The sequence below is a fragment of the Gloeocapsa sp. PCC 7428 genome, assembly GCF_000317555.1.
GTDB lineage: Bacteria > Cyanobacteriota > Cyanobacteriia > Cyanobacteriales > Chroococcidiopsidaceae > Chroogloeocystis.
This window is the reverse complement of record NC_019745.1, coordinates 4004005-4022174: the sequence shown is the minus strand read 5'-3', so window position 1 is coordinate 4022174 and position 18170 is coordinate 4004005. Positions and strand designations below refer to the sequence as shown.

General features: G+C 41.6%; 11 protein-coding genes. 3 read left to right on the top strand and 8 right to left on the bottom strand.

Annotated features, from left to right (window positions below):
• Positions 1-510: 510 nt before the first annotated feature.
• The 4 genes from GLO7428_RS17785 to GLO7428_RS17770 form a co-directional block, all read right to left on the bottom strand.
• On the bottom strand, positions 511-2343 hold the full coding sequence (locus tag GLO7428_RS17785; protein WP_015189959.1) for a hypothetical protein: 1833 nt from the start codon (positions 2341-2343) through the stop codon (positions 511-513).
• A gap of 342 nt (positions 2344-2685) precedes the next feature.
• Complete coding sequence (locus tag GLO7428_RS17780) at positions 2686-2994, bottom strand: DUF6464 family protein (protein WP_015189958.1); 309 nt, start codon at positions 2992-2994, stop codon at positions 2686-2688.
• Positions 2995-3382: 388 nt separating this feature from the next.
• On the bottom strand, positions 3383-3892 hold the full coding sequence (locus tag GLO7428_RS17775; protein ID WP_015189957.1) for a hypothetical protein: 510 nt from the start codon (positions 3890-3892) through the stop codon (positions 3383-3385).
• A gap of 235 nt (positions 3893-4127) precedes the next feature.
• Complete coding sequence (locus tag GLO7428_RS17770) at positions 4128-4769, bottom strand: pentapeptide repeat-containing protein (RefSeq protein ID WP_015189956.1); 642 nt, start codon at positions 4767-4769, stop codon at positions 4128-4130.
• Between the two features lie 136 nt (positions 4770-4905).
• On the opposite strand from GLO7428_RS17770, the gene GLO7428_RS17765 reads away from it, so the two are divergent.
• On the top strand, positions 4906-6648 hold the full coding sequence (locus GLO7428_RS17765) for an ABC transporter ATP-binding protein (protein ID WP_015189955.1): 1743 nt from the start codon (positions 4906-4908) through the stop codon (positions 6646-6648).
• Positions 6649-6737: 89 nt separating this feature from the next.
• Here GLO7428_RS17765 and crtD read toward each other — a convergent pair whose 3' ends face one another.
• From crtD to fmdA, 3 genes are all read right to left on the bottom strand, one after another.
• On the bottom strand, positions 6738-8249 hold the full coding sequence (gene crtD, locus GLO7428_RS17760; protein ID WP_015189954.1) for a C-3',4' desaturase CrtD: 1512 nt from the start codon (positions 8247-8249) through the stop codon (positions 6738-6740).
• Positions 8250-8396: 147 nt separating this feature from the next.
• Complete coding sequence (locus GLO7428_RS17755; protein ID WP_015189953.1) at positions 8397-8663, bottom strand: FmdB family zinc ribbon protein; 267 nt, start codon at positions 8661-8663, stop codon at positions 8397-8399.
• 146 nt (positions 8664-8809) lie between these two features.
• Positions 8810-9985: a formamidase gene (gene fmdA, locus GLO7428_RS17750; protein ID WP_015189952.1), complete on the bottom strand. Its 1176-nt coding sequence runs from the start codon at positions 9983-9985 to the stop codon at positions 8810-8812.
• Positions 9986-10494: 509 nt separating this feature from the next.
• On the opposite strand from fmdA, the gene GLO7428_RS26120 reads away from it, so the two are divergent.
• Entirely contained in the window at positions 10495-16116 is a 5622-nt protein-coding gene (locus GLO7428_RS26120) for a PAS domain S-box protein (protein WP_015189951.1), read from the top strand.
• On the opposite strand, the gene GLO7428_RS17740 is transcribed toward GLO7428_RS26120, so the two are convergent.
• Positions 16113-16535 (bottom strand): anti-sigma regulatory factor, encoded by a 423-nt coding sequence (locus GLO7428_RS17740; protein WP_015189950.1) that lies wholly within the window; start codon positions 16533-16535, stop codon positions 16113-16115. The genes GLO7428_RS26120 and GLO7428_RS17740 overlap by 4 nt on opposite strands.
• Positions 16536-16648: 113 nt before the next feature.
• Here GLO7428_RS17740 and GLO7428_RS17735 point away from each other — a divergent pair, with 113 nt between their 5' ends.
• On the top strand, positions 16649-17821 hold the full coding sequence (locus GLO7428_RS17735) for a PP2C family protein-serine/threonine phosphatase (protein WP_015189949.1): 1173 nt from the start codon (positions 16649-16651) through the stop codon (positions 17819-17821).
• The last annotated feature ends 349 nt before the right edge of the window (positions 17822-18170 follow it).

Sequence of the window (18170 nt, the reverse complement as noted above, 5' to 3'; positions counted from 1 at the left end):
ACCTTGACAATTATCTAATCATCTGAGCGAGGCATACATGAGCTTCGCAAGCATCAGTGTCGCGTATTTACAATGATCGTACAGCGACGAGGAATTGTCGAATGCAAGAGAAACATTCGGACATGACTGAAAGCTGACACTCAACAAAGCACATATGCGTGTATTCAAGTATATTTTATAACTTAAATGTCACCGCAGCGAAGGCTATATAGATTTTTGACAAAGATACTGAGTTCCTGTAAAAACAGTAGCCTGCAAAAAATGAAGTTACATATTTATCGGGTGTAGTAGAGGCTAGGAAAGAGTACGATCGCTCTTAGCTTCTCCTAAGTTCTCAATAAAAATGCTGTATTTCTGATATTGCAAGTTACTTATGAAACTAAAAATCTAAAACAATCAAAGATGTTTTTTACAAATTCTCATTATATTTACCTTATATAATAAATAAGTCTTTTGATAAGAAAAGATCATTATTCAGCTAGGACGAGCAAGAATAATACAATTTATAAACTATAAACAATGATACAAGCGATATTTGTAACCATTCATTTTCGGTCTAATTTCAGAGTCAATTAAGCAACCGCTTATTGTCGGTTCTATAGTAGGAAAAAAGTTAACTAACCATAAATTTAGCGGCTTTGGTAGTTGTAATATATTTTTTTCTAAAGTTTTGATAGATGAAGAATTTTGTTCTGAGTGAGCTAAAAAAAATAAAGGAAAATTAGGAGAAGAATTTTGATGAGGATAATAGTGTTTAAACTCTAATGCTAGCCCCATCATTTCACCAACTTGCTCATGAGTAAAGTGCGTTGTTGCAATAAGAGTCGAATTCTGAGATACTCTTTCTATAATTGGAACTAATAAATCAGGGCGATCAGGTTTTTGATAAGCGAAGTTGGAGAGAACTGTGATACTTCCCAAAAATCCCATAACAAACAATAAAATAACGACTTTTTTGCCTTTTGATTTTAACGAGTAAACTAACGTTTGTTGGCGAAGATTTCCTACTGATACTAAAAACTCTAAAACTTTATTAGAATCCCAACAGATAGTGACTGCTGCTGCTAATAAAACTATAACTACAGGAAAATAGAAAAAATGGTATCTTGCGGCAATAGTTAAATCAGCACCAAAGCTAAAAGAAATAGTAAATACAAGTGCGATCGCCGCTAAAAAATATCTTAGTAACGCTTGATTTTCCCATCGTGTTGGGGGATAGCTTATTTGTATTTGAATACCTTTTATAATAAGTGGTAGCAGCCAGATAACATATCCAATTAATACAGCCCCAAAGAATAGCATTACTGGTACATTGACACCTTCAATAGGTAGCAAGGCGAACATTGTAATTATCCAGGCAAGGAATTGAGGAATACTTTCTAGTAGATTAAAGGAATTTTCCTCAAAAATCCATTGTGTTACTTGGTTATCAGGTATACTTTGCCATACTGGAATCCAGACTAAATTAGAGATTACAGTACTGATGGCGACAGCATAAATACGATACCAGTGCGTAAATGTAAACGAATTGCGTTGCTGCAAATAAGGGACTTTTTGAAGCTCATTTCTGTGTTTAATCCAATTGTAAAAATCTTCAATCCAAAAACTAAGAAGCACAAGTGCTGTCGCGCAGAGCGATAAAAAAAAGAAGTAGTGGACAGCAATGCCCAAAGCGTTAATGAATACCCAAAGTAATACTACCCAAACTGGTAATCGTTCGCGCCGCTGAAGATTACGAATAGCTAAAACTAAGCAACATAAAGAGGCAATAACAAGTAAAATGGCTAAAGTATAATGGCGGGCTTCTTGTGCTTGATAAATCCCGTAAGGTGACACTGCCATCATCGCCGCTGCAATTTGCCCGACAATTAACGAACGAAAAGCTAAATAACCCAAACCAAAAATCGCTGGAATCGCCGCAACTCCGAAAATGACACTCAGCGATCGCGCTACCCAAAAAGAAGCTAATTCATCATCGGTAGAAAATAATTTCATCCACAGGTGCATGAGGACAAAGTAGATTGGTGGATGCGTACTCTCAGTCATCAGATGCTGAATGACATCATTCACTCCGGCGTTGGAATTAGGCTGTAGCGGTTGTAAAAGGGTATCTAAGGCGATCGCTTGGTCGATGGGAACAGCCCGAAAACTATTTCCTAAACTAAAAACTACAGTAGCAAATTCATCGTTCCAGGGAGGTTTTGCTGCTAGTTTAGCCAAGCGTAAAATGCTACCAACTATTATCCATCCCAACAAAAGAAATACTTGCAAACCAACTGACGACATCCGAAAAAGCTGTTGATGTTGATTGCTATTCTTAATTTGGCGAGATTGCGGTTTCATCAAAATTCAACTATTGAGGTGACATCAAGCCGAAAATTTTGATTTTTGGGACTTTTAACGACGTTTTCTCACTATGACTTAGTTTCCTATCAACTTAGTGCATTATGATATAAAGTTTAGGGGAAAATGCTCAACGTGTAATATAAAGAGAAAAAAAGCAGCTATTCTGTTGAACGGCTTACTAGTTTAGCATCAAAAAAGTATTGACAAAAGCAATATTGTGTGTTAGTCACGGAAAAATAAAGTTATGTCGTTTGAGTCATAAATCGCAGACGATATAACTAAGATTGTCTTCTGCATTCACGAACTAACAATAAGAAGCATTGATTTCTATGTGTTAATTCAGACTTCCTCTTTTTGCTCGTAGTGACGACATCCCTGACAAGGACCTTCAGGATTGACAGCACAGCGAATATAACGCGATCTCGCATTAAATCTACAACTAATGTCACCAATGAGATACCCAACTCCTTCTAGGTAATAGCTATCTGGAGGTAAAGAAACCGGATAGCGCCTAGCCCTTATCCGATTTGTTGCTGTCATCGCCCGTCTCAACTCAGCTTGCATTCTTTTTTGAGTACGGCGCATAATCCATACTGAAAGTAAAGGCGGGATGAAACCTACAGCAATAATCCAGAGTAGCGCTAACACTGTGTACCTCAAAAGGCTTCTAAGATCCGTATATTCGTTTCTTCTTGTATAGCCCTAGTCAATAGAGTTAGGACACTATAGATGCTCATAGTGATTTCCCTGAAGGAAGTTTAACCCTGACCCCTGCTATAGCAAGACGTATTAAAATGAGGACATTTATCATCCTGAGTCTCCGTTACCACAGCGAAAACTCCTGTGCGCGGGTTAAGAGCGTTGAGGGGAGTTTTCAAGACAAAGCTTTCAAAAAAGCTAATTTCTAACTGCTATATATCTAGGATAGATAAAAACTTGCTCAACAGTGGTGAGTAACTTCTTTACTAGTCATTAAACTCTTAGACTAACAAGTTGAGACTGTAGCCAGAATTAATATTAGCCCTAGTGAACAGCGCTAAATGTGCAAGCTGAGAAAACCAAGTTTGTTTCGCTGCGGTGATGTTGACATGAGTTTTCTTCGCTTTTTAGCGAGGCTGCGTAGTGTATTTGCTAATTGTGCAGCTTCGCGTTCAGCACGAAATAAATCAACTTGGCGAGTTGTTAAGACAAATGTACCTGCTTGTTTACGTTTAACACAGGGAACTGATGTTTTGAAATATTCACAGGAACTTTTCACGTGATTTTTGTCAACAAGGCGATCGCAATTCACTTCACTGGCGATCGCTTTCAACTCTAGTATTGCATCTTCCAATTCTGCCGCCATTTGGTTGATTCTTTGGGCTTGTGCGGCTAGGCGTTGCCATCCTGTTGCTCGTTGCGGTGTATCTTCGTGTAGGAGCTGTGGTTGGATCGGTTGGATGGCGTTTTTGTTCTGCTGCGGTTGGCGGATTGGCAATTGTAGCGATCGCTTACTGGGCGTGCTTTGCTTGGAAAGGTATTTGCGTCTTGCTTTAATTCTTCTCATGCTAGCTAAAGACAAGTTTAGGTAAATTGCCGAGTCATTATCATTGTTATATTAGTACAAATGAACTATAGTGTCACGATTAGAAGCTGAAATTTTGCAAGTTCATGCATTAAAGACAGATACCCTTCGACTTTCTTCGGGGCTACCCAAACGAAGGTGCAAAATATTAACTAGTCCACAGGCAGGTGGACTTTCTTTTGTTTAGCTGCGAATTTATTCAGTCGGCTTTTACCAACTACTGATGAACTGTGCCATCAGGCATAATCGTTCCTGTTAAGCGCGCACCAGTAAGTTTTACTAAAATGCGATCGCCAACGCCAATCCGCGCCCCCCGTAAATCAGCACCACTCAAATCAGAACCACTCAAGTCAGCACCCACTAAATTGGCTTCGCGAAGATTCGCATGACTAAGGTTAGCCTGCAAGAGATTCGCGCGAAACAAATTTGCTTGAAATAAATTTGCGCCACTGAGATTAACTTTATGCATAAAAGCATCGCTGAGATTTGCACCAGTAAAATTAGCATTGCGAAAATCTCGACCCGAAAGATCTTTTTCTTTCAAGTTGGCGCGTTTAAAATCTGCACCCCAATAGCGAGTATCACTTGATTGCGGGCGAGGGGGACGATATGACGGTGGTGGTGAGGCTGGCGGTGGAGTAGTGACGGTTTTTTGTTGAAGATGCGATCGCAGGCGATCGCGCGCTGTATTAATTTCTTTGAGAAACTCGTTTGCTTTTTGTTGCAGTCGCGGATTATCTTTAGGAATCCGATCCGGATGCCAAATAAATGCCAAATCTTTATAAGCTTGGTTCACTTCTTCAAGTGTTGCACCTGGTTCTAGTCCCAAAACTCTGTAGTATCGCTCGTTGGCACTCATCTACGTTCTTTACCCTGCGTGGTTGCTATTTTTTATCTAGCATGATTTTTCCGTGCAGCAGCAATCATTGATCGCTCAACTTGCCCTAAGCGGCTTGCATTTCATTATAAATATAAGGTGTGATACACATTATTTTATGCAATCTCTCAACCGCGTCCTCGGAAGTCTCAAACATTACTGGCTGATTGCGACTGGAGCATTAATTAGCTTATTACTGCTAACAGCAGCGAATGCTATTACTCCGCAACTATTTCGCTGGGGTATTGACCAAGGTATTGCCAGCTTCGACTATCAAGTCATTTTTGAAGTTGCTGGCGCGATGGTTTTGGTCGCGATCGGGCGCGGCTTATTTAATTTTGGACAAACTTTTTGGGCAGAAAAGGTTTCCCAAGGCGTCGCCTACGATTTGCGCAACAAAATTTTTAGAAAAATCCAAAATCTCAGTTTTAGTTATCACGATCAAGCACAAACCTCGCAGTTACTGACGCGGATTACCAGCGATGTCGAACAAATTCGGACTTTTGTCGGGACAAGTTTGATTCAAGTGGTTGGTGCTGTCGTCACGTTAATAACCATCGCAACGATTCTGATTGTGATGAACTGGCAATTAGCATTAATTACGTTGGGTTTAGTTCCCATCGCCGCGATGATCTTGGCACGATTTCTCATTAAAAATCAAAAGCTGTTTGGTCAAGTACAAGAACGACTTGGAGATCTCAACGCAGTTTTGCAAGAGAATATTTTTGGAGTTCGCGTTGTCAAAGCTTTTGTGCGCGAACCGATAGAAATGGCACGGTATACCAAGCTAAACGATGACTTGGTGAAAGTTAATATGAAGACGATCGCCGCGATTCGCAATACGTTTCCGTGGATTTTTCTACTCAGTAACCTAATCACCGTCGTTGTTGTTGGTGTCGGTGGAATTCAGGTGATTGGCGGGACATTTTCGATTGGTGAATTAGTCGCGTTTAACTCTTATCTATTGTTTATCCTGCAACCAATTTTGCTCATCGGTTTCGCCGCCCCTGCGATCGCCCAAGCTGCTGCTTCTGCTGAACGTGTCTATGAAGTTGTCGATGCGGAAATTGAAATTCGCGATCGCCCTCATGCTGTACCGTTTGAAAGATGTGGGGGTCGTATCACCTTTGAAAATGTCCATTTCCGCTATCCAGGAGCGACGACAGAGGCTCTCAAAGGCATTTCGTTTGAAACTAAACCTCAAGAATTAATCGCCATCCTCGGCATGACAGGTTCGGGTAAAAGTACGATTATGAACCTCATCCCTCGCTTCTACGATGTCACTGCCGGCGCAGTCCGAATTGATGGGCGTGACGTGCGCGATTTTCAGTTAGAAAGCTTGCGATCGCACATTGGTATTGTCTTTCAAGAAACAACGCTCTTTTCTGGTACAATTCGCGATAATATCGCCTACGCAGAACCAAATGCCCCCTTAGAAAAAGTCATCGACGTTGCTAAAACGGCTCAAATCCATGACTTTATCGCGAGTTTACCCGACGGCTACGATACAATTGTCGGCGAACGCGGTGTAGGGTTATCAGGAGGACAAAAACAAAGAATTGCGATCGCGCGGACTCTCCTCACCAACTACCGCATTTTAATTCTGGATGACAGTACCTCAGCAGTTGATGCCAAAACAGCGGCTGATATTCAAGAAGCTTTAGATGACTTAATGCGCCGCAAAACTTGCACATCTTTTGTCATTGCCCAAAGGATCAGCACTGTCCGCAACGCCGATCGCATCTTACTCATGGACAAAGGACACTTAGTCGCCCAAGGAACGCATGAGGATTTGATGCGCACCAGTATACTTTATGGTTCAATTCTAGAATCGCAAATGAAACAACCAACAACAGCCTAAGTAGAGGTAAGTGATTAGTGAAATAGGATCGAGTTAGAGTTATTGGTACATGAGAAGTTCAGACCCAATAATAAGACTTTGATCGAACATTAAGATCTCTCGATCTGCCTCACAACCGTCAGCGCCGAGTAACTGACACCCGCAGTTCCTTCCCCAGGATGCGTTGAGTCACCAACCAACCACAAATGCGCGATCGGCGTCCGATTCGCAAAACCAAACGGACCAAAAGTCGGTATCCTCTGACCAATACCGCCAACAATACCTTGATCTCTTGCTGTGTATCTAGCAAAAGTGCGCGGCGTTGCGGCTTCTACGTGAATAATCGTTTCTGGTGTTAAATGGAAAAATTGACCAAGTTTAGAAATTGCCTCTTGCGTATACTTCGCTTTCATTGCCGCATAATCATGACAGCGCCACCATGGTAACGGATCGACAAACGAAGAAGCAATAATTGTTCTTTTTCCTTCTGGGGCGCGACCGTCACCAGGACGACTTACCGAAACAAACAACGAATTATTATCGCCAATCGGACCATCAGCATTATACATAAATTGCAGATGTGGCGGACATCCAGCAGGAATTGCACTTTCTTCTACACCCAAGTACACGACAAACGCACCGGAAGCTTGGGGTAATTTGTCTACGCGTTTTTTGTAACCACTAGGGGCATTTTCACCTAACAACTGTACCAAGTTTTGCACCGTAACGTTTGTAACAACATGATCGGCTGGTTCTGTCCAAGTTTCACCCGTTTTTTGATCGCGGATAACGACACCAGTTGCTTTATTATTTTCTACTTGGATCTGTTCTACTGTATGGCGCATCAGGAGTTTGCCGCCATCTCTTTCTAAGGCAGATACGAGGCGATCGCTCAACACCTGCATACTACCTTCTAGATGATACAATCCCCGTGGTAACTGCGATACGCTCAACGCCGTCGCCGCGTAAAGTAACGCGGTTTCTTCTGCATCTACCTGCGAATAAAGCTTGAGTTGCAAGTCTAAAAATGTTCTCAAGCGATCGTCGTTTCCTAAGCCATACGCCCGTAGCGCATCACCTACCGTCATCAATGTAAACGGTAAAGTCACTAAAGTTCCAGGGCGTACCGCCGTTGCAAGTTGCCACAAATCCCACATATTGCGCGGTGGTAATACCGGATCGCGTCCCTGAAATGCCCAGCTTGCTTTAAATAAAGTTGCGATTAACTGCCAAAATGGTTCGCTACCAGGAAATTGCCGTTGACGTTCGGTTTGCCACTTTTCGGCATCGCGCCATACGTTAATCGGCTGTGTTTCTCCAGGGAGATAGACTGCACACGCCGGATCGCAAGGAGTTGCGTGTGGTAAATCAATTTCAAGTTCACTAAAGATGCGATGATGAATTCCCCCAGGTTCGAGTCCCGCTACTTGCGTTGCACCTACATCAAAGGTGAATCCTTTGCGCTTGAATGTAGAAGCACAGCCTCCTGGAACTAACGCCTGATCGACCACTAAAACTTGATAGCCACGATGCGCTAATAATGCACCTGCGGTGAGTCCACCAATTCCAGCACCAACAACAACGATCCGAGATGTGCTATTGCCTTTTTGACGGCTTGGCATGGGTTGAGCAATAGTATTAAGTTACACTATCTTAATATTAAGTTATGTTGCTAATATTAATCTTCTATCTACACTTCGATGGTGCCACAATTTTTAATTAACCGAAAGACGACCGCTGACTACTGGTGACACTGACTTGATTCATTACTAATGCCCAATCATCCAAGGTCGTCCGTGATGATGGTTGTGATGATGCGAGTGCGTGTGCGAATGACGGTGTTTGACTTTCGGTTCTGCACTTTGTTCAATCCGGCGACTCAAAGCTGAAGGCGTAAAAATTAAGCCGGCGACAGAGTAGATTCTTTTTGCTAAAGTATCGCAACTCGGACACAGCATCGGTTCGCTAGCTTGTGCCATACTGCGCCAGGTTTCAAAAGGTCCACAGGTGTCGCAACGAAATTCGTATAACGGCATAAATAATTTTCTGGGAATAGGTAATAGGTAATAGGTAATAGGTAATAGGTAATGGGTAATAGGTAATGGGTAATAGGTAATGGGTAATGGGTAATTACTAACGACAAGTTAGCAGTTTTTTTAAGTTAGTATTCCATCTATTTAGTTTATGATGGCAAAACATTTCTTTCAAAAATTGCGGTAGGAATTGCGATCGTACAGCAAGCATTGGGAATATCAACAATTCCACTAATTCGTCCTTCAACGGGTGCAGAACCTAAAAGAAGATAAATTTGCTCGCCAGTGTAGCCGAACTTTTTAAAATACTCGATCGCATTCAAACAAGCACGGCGATAGGCAACGTGCGCATCTAAATAATACTGTTCGCCCGAAAATTCATCAACAGAAATGCCTTCAAACACTAAATATTCAGAATAGCGTGGCTCAACTGGACCTGGTTTGAAAATAGGATTTGTGAGTCCGTATTTGGCAACCCCACCTTTGATTAAATCGACGTGCAGATCGAGATACCCCGCCATTTCAATCGCGCCACAGAAGGTAATTTCGCCATCACCTTGCGAAAAGTGAATATCTCCCATCGAGAGTTTTGCACCCTCAACATACACAGGGAAATAAATTCGCGAACCTTTTGATAAATTTTTGATGTCACAGTTACCACCGTGTTCGCGGGGTGGTACAGTTCTTGCAGCTTCTTGGGCTACTCGGTCGTATTCTGCACCTTCGAGCGAACCTAGAATCGCATTTTTAGGATTAGGTAAATTTGCTAAAGGTGGAATGCGGTTCGGATTGGTTGCGACTAAATCAGCTTCGCGCTTATTCCACTGGGCTAGTAATTCCGCTGAAGGCGCGCACCCGATTAACCCAGGATGCGGAATTCCCGCAAATCTCACGTCAGGAATGTGACGCGATCGCGTATAAATCCCTTGAATATCCCAAATTGCTTTTTGCGCAGCGGGAAAGTGTTCTGTTAAGAAGCCACCGCCATTTTCTCGCGCAAAGATTCCCGTAAAACCCCATTCGTAATCGGGTAGCGTTCCCACATCTAGCAAGTCAACGACAAGAATATCTCCAGGTTCTGCACCATTCACCCAAATTGGTCCACTCAAAACATGAACCATACTCAAGTCAACATCACGCACATCGTCGGGACTATCGTTGTTGCTAATCTGTCCATCAGTCCAGTCTTTGCACTCTATCCGGAATACAGATCCTGGATTTACCGAAGCAACAGCAGGAATATCAGGATGCCAGCGATTATGACCTACCAAGTCTTGCTCTGTAAATGGCTTCTTGAGGTCAACTTTGAAGAGAACTTCTGGCATAGCATCCTCCACCAAACACTGATAAAAACGTGATGGAGATAATCGTGCAGCAATCGACACTTGTAAACCGTAGCCTTAGTTACCAAGTACAGAGAAAAAGGGTCAGCCATGGCTAACCCGTTGAATTATGAGTTAACCCAAATTACTGATACATCAAGCGTAATCAATAGATATTTTGCATAAATACGAATGCGACTAAATTCGCCAGCTTAACAAACTCTTTCTACCTTCGTGAAATTACGCTTAAGTAGCCTCAAAGGAAGTCGAAGAGCATCTGTGATTCATCTAAGAGATTTGATTTTACTCAGGTGTGAGAAATCAACAATGTAAGGGAACTATAAACTTAGCGCTTATTTTCGCTTATGACTGTCATACTGGCTGCCATGCAACCACCTTGTTGACTGATCTTACTTACTGCGTGAAATTTGCATAGCTCATAGTTGCATCTGTATATGAGTACTTCATTGCATCAAAAACATTAATTTGAGCAAATTAGGCGTAAAGGTTTCATGAAAGCACCACTACCTAAGAATGAAGCACAACGAATTGAAGCATTGTTGCAGTACAAAATTCTTGACACGCCAAACGAAGCTGCCTTTGATGAATTGACGCGCCTAGCTGCGTATATATGCGGAACTCCAATTGCATTAGTTAGCCTAGTTGATACAAATCGTCAGTGGTTTAAATCAAAATTGGGTATAGAGGAGCTAGAAACCCCACGTGATATTGCCTTTTGTGCTCATGCCATTTTAGAGCAAGATGTGTTGCTCGTACCAGATGCCACAGTTGACGATCGCTTTGCCACCAATCCGTTTGTCACATCAGACCCTCATATCCGATTTTATGCTGGTGTACCCTTAATTAATCCTGAAGGATACGCATTAGGAACGCTGTGTGTAATTGACCAAGTACCGCGCCAACTCAACACCGAACAGGTAGAAGCACTAAGGCTACTCGGTAGCCAAGTTCTTAGATTACTCGAACTTCGCCGCAACTTAGCTAATTTATTGCTAGTTCGTACTCAAAATACTCGCTTGAAGAAAACTCGCCGACAGTTTTTTAAAAAAGTTGCTGGTGGATTTGGCTTAGCATCATTAATTCTCGTTTTGATCGGTACTGTTTCTTACCAAAGCATTAAAGGACTTATAGAAAATAGTAATCAAGTTACACAAACTCAAACGAAAATTTATATTTTAGAAGAGTTGCTTTCTTACGCTAAGGATGCGGAAACTGGACAACGCGGCTATATTCTTACAGGAGAAAATGCTTATCTAGAGCCATACTATACCGCAATAAAAAACGTACCGCAAAAAATTCAAGCGCTTAAACAGTTAACAGCAAATCAACCCGAACAACGCGCACAAATTTATAAAATTGAATCACTCATTACCAGCAAACTAGAGCTACTGAAAACAACAATTGAATCGCGCCAAAATCAAGGCTTTGAAACTGCTCCAAGATTATCTGTAATCAATCAAGCCAAGGATCTTATGGATAATATTCGCGAGTATATCCGTGAGATCGAAAATGTGGAAAAAACACGGTTGGAGCAACAATCAACCGCTGAACGGGCGAGTGTCCGCAATACGCTAATTACGCTTGCGATCGCGATTTTAGTTGTTGTTGCGATTCTTGCGTATGTTTACTATTTAATCTATTGCGAATTTACGCAGCGCAAGCAAATCGAAGAGTCGCTTGAGACAGAACGCAACTTTATTTCTGCGGTGGTTGACACTGCAAGCGCATTGGTTGTAGTTCTCGACTCGCAAGGGCAAATTGTGCGCTTCAACACTTCCTGCGAGCAGACAACAGGTTACTCATTCAATGAAGTCCGAGGCAGATACTTTTGGAATGTCCTGCTGTTACCAGAAGACATTGAACCGCTTAAAGCGACTTTCAGCGCTATCAAGACGGCGCAATTCCCTAATGAATATGAATGTTGTTGGATAACAAAGGATGGACGTTACCGCTGGATAGCATGGTCGAATAACGTGCTCCTTAATTGCCATGATGAAATTGAATATATCGTTAGTACTGGAATTGATATTACCGAACGCAAACGTGCCGAACAGCGCTTAGCAGCACAACACGCCGTCACACGCGTCTTGGCAGAGTCAGCAACACTAAACATTGCAACTCCAAAACTACTGCAAGCAATCTGCGAAAGCGTAGATTGGGATCTCGGCGAACTGTGGACTGTGGATTTACAAACTAATGTTCTACGCTGCGTGCATACTTGGCATCGATTGTCACTGGCGGCGGCAAAAGAATTTGAGGCGATCGCAAAGCAAACAAAATTTACCTCTGGAATTGGACTACCTGGACGTGTTTGGGCTTGTGAAGAACCGCTTTGGATAACTGACGTCAGCCAAGATCCAGCATTCCAGCGTACAGAAATTGCGCTCAAAGTAGGATTACGTAGCGCCTTGGGTTTCCTGATTCACAGTGGTAACGAGAAACTCGGCGTGATGGTTTTCTTTAACCGTCAGATTCAGGAACCGGATACAAATTTGCAACAAATGATGAGTGCGATCGGTAGCCAAATCGGTCAGTTTATGAAGCGTAAATTAGCCGAGGAAACCTTGCAAACAACAATGGCGCTGCAACGTGCAATTTTAGACAGCGCTAACTATGCCATTATTTCTACCGATTTGGATGGCACAATAACGACCTTCAACAAGCGCGCGCGGCAATGGTTGAAATACACTCCCGCAGAAGTTATCGGTCACACAACACCAATCATATTTCACGATATTGATGAAATTGCCCACTTGACTGGGAAGTTACCTGAATCCACTAACGTCATGAGTTTGCTGTTCAACGAACTTGTGACCAAGGCACGCTATGGTGAAATTGAAGAATATAGACTATCTTACATTCGCAAAGATGGTAGCTGCTTTCCAGTGCGGCTGTCAATCACACCATTACGCGATTCCCACGATAGCATCACTGGATTTGTGACAATTGCTAGCGATATCACCGAACGCGAACAAACTTTATCGGCACTCCGCGAAAGTGAAGAACGCTTCAAAACCTTCATGAACAATAGCCCTGTTACTGCATTTATTAAAGATGCACGCGGACGCTATCTTTATGTCAATGAACCGCTTGAACGAGCTTTTAAAGTAAAACTTACCGATGTACAAGGTATGCTAGATATCGATTGGCTGCCTGAAGAAACAGCACAACAGTTGCGGGAAAACGATCTGGCGGTTCTCGCCACAGGGCAAACCGTTGAGTTCATCGAGTATATTCCGACTCCCGATGGACAGTGGCGCTATTGGCTATGCTTCAAGTTTCCGATCAACGACGCCTCTGGACAGCAATTACTAGGCGGGGTGGCAATTGATATCACTGAACAAAAACAAACCGAGGAACAGCTACAACTGCAAACGCAGCGATCGCAACTTTTTACCGAAATCACCCTCAAAATTCGCCAGTCGTTACAAATTGAAGACATTCTCCAAACGACCGTTACAGAAGTTCAAAAGATTCTCCAAACTGACCGCGTTTTAATTTACCATGTCACACCTGATGGTGTTGGTAGCATTGTTGCTGAAGCTGTTGTTCCTGGATTACCGACGATTCGCGGGCAACATCTGACTGATTCCTACTTCCAGGAAGAATACCTCCAACAGTATCACCTCCAGCAATACCGCCAAATACAACCACAAAGCATTGCAGACATTGAAATCGCCGAGGTTCAACCGAAACACATCGAACTCCTCGGACAATTTGGTGTCAAAGCCAATTTAGTTGTCCCGATTCTTTTAAAAGAGGAATTATGCGGCTTGCTCATTGTTCATCAATGTTCGGATCTCAGACAATGGAATCGCTTTGAAATTGATCTCCTTCGCCAACTTGCCGATCAAGTAGGTATTGCCCTCGCCCAAGCCCAGCTTCTCGAAGCTGAAACCCGCCAGCGTCAAGAACTTGAAATTGCGCATCGCCAAGCCGAATTAGCGTCCCAAGCAAAAAGTTCCTTTCTCGCTAATATGAGTCACGAAATTCGGACGCCGATGAATGCGGTGTTAGGAATGACAGGCTTACTCTTAGATACTCCTCTAACACCCGAACAACGAGATTTTCTCCAAACAATTCGCACTAGCGGAGATGCGCTACTGAGTTTGATCAACGAGATTCTGGATCTTTCCAAACTCGAAGCTGGGGAAATGGAGTTGGAAACACTCAATTTTGACTTATCAACGTGTATCGACGAGGTATTAGAATTACTTGCGCCTCAAGCCCACACAAAAAACGTAGAAATTGCCGGACTTATTTATCGCAACGTACCTACCTGTCTTCAAGGAGATGCTGGACGACTAAGGCAAGTTCTAACTAACTTAATTAACAATGCGATCAAATTTACGAGTAATGGAGAGGTCGTAGTCAGCGCCGAGTTACAATCAGAAACTTCTACCACCGCAAGAATCCGCTTTACAGTTGCAGATACAGGAATTGGCATTAGCCTTGAAGATCAACACAACCTTTTTTCCCCTTTTACTCAAGTCGATGCTTCTACGACTCGTAAGTATGGTGGTACTGGTTTAGGGCTGGCGATTTGCAGGCAACTTGTTACTTTAATGGGTGGAGAAATTGGCGTTGAAAGTCAAGTAGGCTTAGGCTCAAAGTTTTGGTTTGAAATTCCGTTTACCAAACAAATCGATTTGATTCAACCAATACAAGGCTTGCAAGATCTGCCCAATCTGCGCCTGCTAGTCGTTGACGATAATGCAACTAATCGTAAAGTGATTTACCATCAAGCGACGCGCTGGGGTATGCACGTTGATGAGGCGGAAAATGCTGTGGTTGCCATCGATACCTTACTTCATGCCTCGCAGCAGAACACACCGTATGATTTTGCCTTAATTGATATGCAAATGCCCGAAATTAATGGCTTAATGTTGGGTGTACAAATCAAAGCCAACCCTAAACTGGCAGATTTACCGCTGATTATGCTTACTTCTACTAATCAACGTGATGAGGTACAACGGGCAAAAAAAATTGGATTTGCAGCCTACTTATTGAAACCAGTAAAGCCATCGCGGTTACTCAACACAATTACAAATATTTTGGAAAGCCGATTTAATTTCAATCTTGATGCAGCAAATTCCGCTTCAGATTCTCAAGCTACTTCAACAATTGCGGTTAACGACAAATATCAACTCCGCAGCTTGAGCTACACCGCAGATATTGCCACAAATGGCAAAGAAGTGTTGGCACTACTAGAAAAAGTTCCTTACAAATTGCTAAATACTATTATGACTCGCTTAGAAGCGCAAACTGAGCTAAACCGTTTAAGTAGTGCAAATAATCATGCGATCGCCCCCCAACTACCACCTTCCACTGAATCACGAAATCGCAAATCTAAACTGAAAATTTTGCTAGCTGAAGATAACTTAATTAATCAAAAAGTCGCGCTCAAGCAACTTCAAGCTTTGGGATATACTGCTGATGTTGCTGCAAATGGACAGGAAGTTTTAGAGCTAATTGAAAAAATTCCCTACGACTTAATTTTAATGGATTGCCAAATGCCAATTCTTGATGGTATCGCAGCAACAATCGAAATTCGCCGCTGGGAAAAAAGCCGTTTTGCGAACGAGCGACAACCAATCATTGTGGCAATGACAGCTAATGCGATGCAAGAAGATCAACAAATGTGTCTCGACGCAGGGATGAATGATTATCTTAGCAAACCAGTCATCAAAGAAAAGTTAGCTGCGGTAGTAGAGCGTTGGAGTTGCCATTTAGAACAAGCAGCAACTGTACAGCAAGACACAATAACTGATTCTGTTGATCGCTTAATTGACTGGCAACAACTGCATCAACTTTCAGAAGGTAGCAAAGAATTTGAAATTGAATTATTACAGATGTTTGTTGAAGATACCCAAGCACGTTTGGAAATCTTAAAAACAGCAATTGCTAACGCTGATTTGCAGCAAATCGAGCAACAAGCCCATCATCTTAAAGGTGCTAGCGCTAATGTTGGAGCCACACCTATGCACGTAGCTGCTGCAACACTTGAACAAAAAATGCGCAGTCAAAATATGACAGGTGCTAATGAGTTAGCAGCAGAAATTGAAGCATTTAACAAACGTCTTCAAAGTTTTTTAATCGCTCAGAATGTTTAAGCTATGTAGTTTTTTTTCATATACAAGCAGTAGCGATCGCCTGCTACACGTGTATAGCTGATCTCATCCGCGAGTAAAGACATAATCTTCAAACCGCGTCCTCTCTCACCCTCAATTTTTTCAATTTCAGGAAGTTCTTTGAGTTTTTGCTCTATGTCAAACGCTACACCATATGCCCAAATATAAATTTCTATCGCCTCAGTATTTCTGATTGCTTCTAGTAAAATCGGAGTTTCTTTAGGCAGCCCTCGATGCGCGTGCTCGACAATATTCGTAAAACCTTCTTGCAGCAATGTTTGACACTGCCACCATATTTTTATATCAGTAATTTGTGGATGATTTAATTGCTCAAACCATGAAACAACCTGCGATGCAACTGAAAGATCAGTATTAACTTGGAGATTTATTTTGTTAAACAATTGTCAATCAACCAGATTTTAACTAATATATAAACTATAGCAAATTTAAAATAACTTAGTTATTTTTATCTAAATACTGAAAAGTTTTTTATACACATAAATATTTATTTTTTATGTTTAAAATCCTCATCATTGATGACGATCCTACAATTCGAGTAGTCCTCAAAAGAGCATTACAAAATCAAGGCTACGATGTCATAGTTGCTAGTGATGGTGAAGCGGGAATTAGCCAAGCACAACAAATACATCCAGCGCTAATTATTTGTGATTGGATGATGGCTCATTTGAATGGACTTGATGTATGTCGTTTAATCAAAGCTAATCCAAAACTAGCTACAACTTTTTTTATTCTACTCACTGCACGTGGAGAAGTTGAAGATCGAGTCATGGGGCTTGATGCGGGAGCCGATGATTTCTTAGCGAAACCAATTGACATCAATGAATTAAAAGCACGAGTACGAGCAGGATTACGTTTATATCAACTCAATCAAGATTTACAAGCCCAAAAGCAAGCTTTAGAAAAACTCAATCAAGATTTACAACATCAAAAACAACTTTTAGAAACCGAATTAGCCGAAGCAAGTAGCTATGTGCGATCGCTTCTTCCTGCACCCCTTAAAGGAACTGTAACAACCGAAAGCTTATTTATTCCTTCCACGCAACTGGGAGGCGATTGCTTTGATTACTACTGGTTAGATGACGAGCATTTAGTTATTTATTTACTCGATGTTTCAGGACACGGTGTAGGTTCAGCATTGCTATCTGTGTCAGTATTAAATATGTTGCGATCGCAATCTTTGCCTAACACTAATTTTTATCAACCTAATGCAGTTTTAAAATCGCTGAATAACACTTTTCAAATGAGCGATCATGACGAAAAATACTTTACAATTTGGTATGGAGTATATAATCGCGCTCAGCGTCAAATCAGTTATGCTAGTGCAGGTCATCCACCTGCTCTTTTATTAGCAGGTACTACTTTAAATCTTTCAGTCAAACACTTAGATTCATCAGGTTTGCCCATTGGTTTTTTACCTGATACTGAATTTGAACAAGACGTTATATATTTACAAGAAAAGAGTACTGTATATATTTTTAGTGATGGCGCTTACGAAATTTCTCAACCTGATGGTAGGATTTGGGGAAAAGAAGCCTTCATCCGGTTGCTAATCGATTCCCACCAACAAAATATACATTTGAAGCAACTCCTAAACCAGCTTCAAGCTTTAAATCATGGTAATAATTTTGATGATGACCTTTCTTTAATAAGAATTAATTTTACTTGATTCGGTTTGAAAGTAATTATGAATTTACACGAGATTACTCGCTACTAGTTTAAATCTTTGCTCATGAGATTAATCAATATTTGGAACACTTTGCATCTATTGGTTATTTTAAACAACATTTAAAATTAACTATGGATTAAGGAAAAACTTTACTATTTACCAGATATACACTTTCTTTGATAGCAATTAATCCACCCAATCCTGGGCTATCTGTACGATCTATGTTCTCAAGATTAATTATTACAAAATTAACTCCGAATGCTCCTCAAATACTGATTTGATACCATAGTTATTTCACTTACGCTGTATTGAAAAAGCCTGAAATTTGAATATTTTTAATGCAACTTAT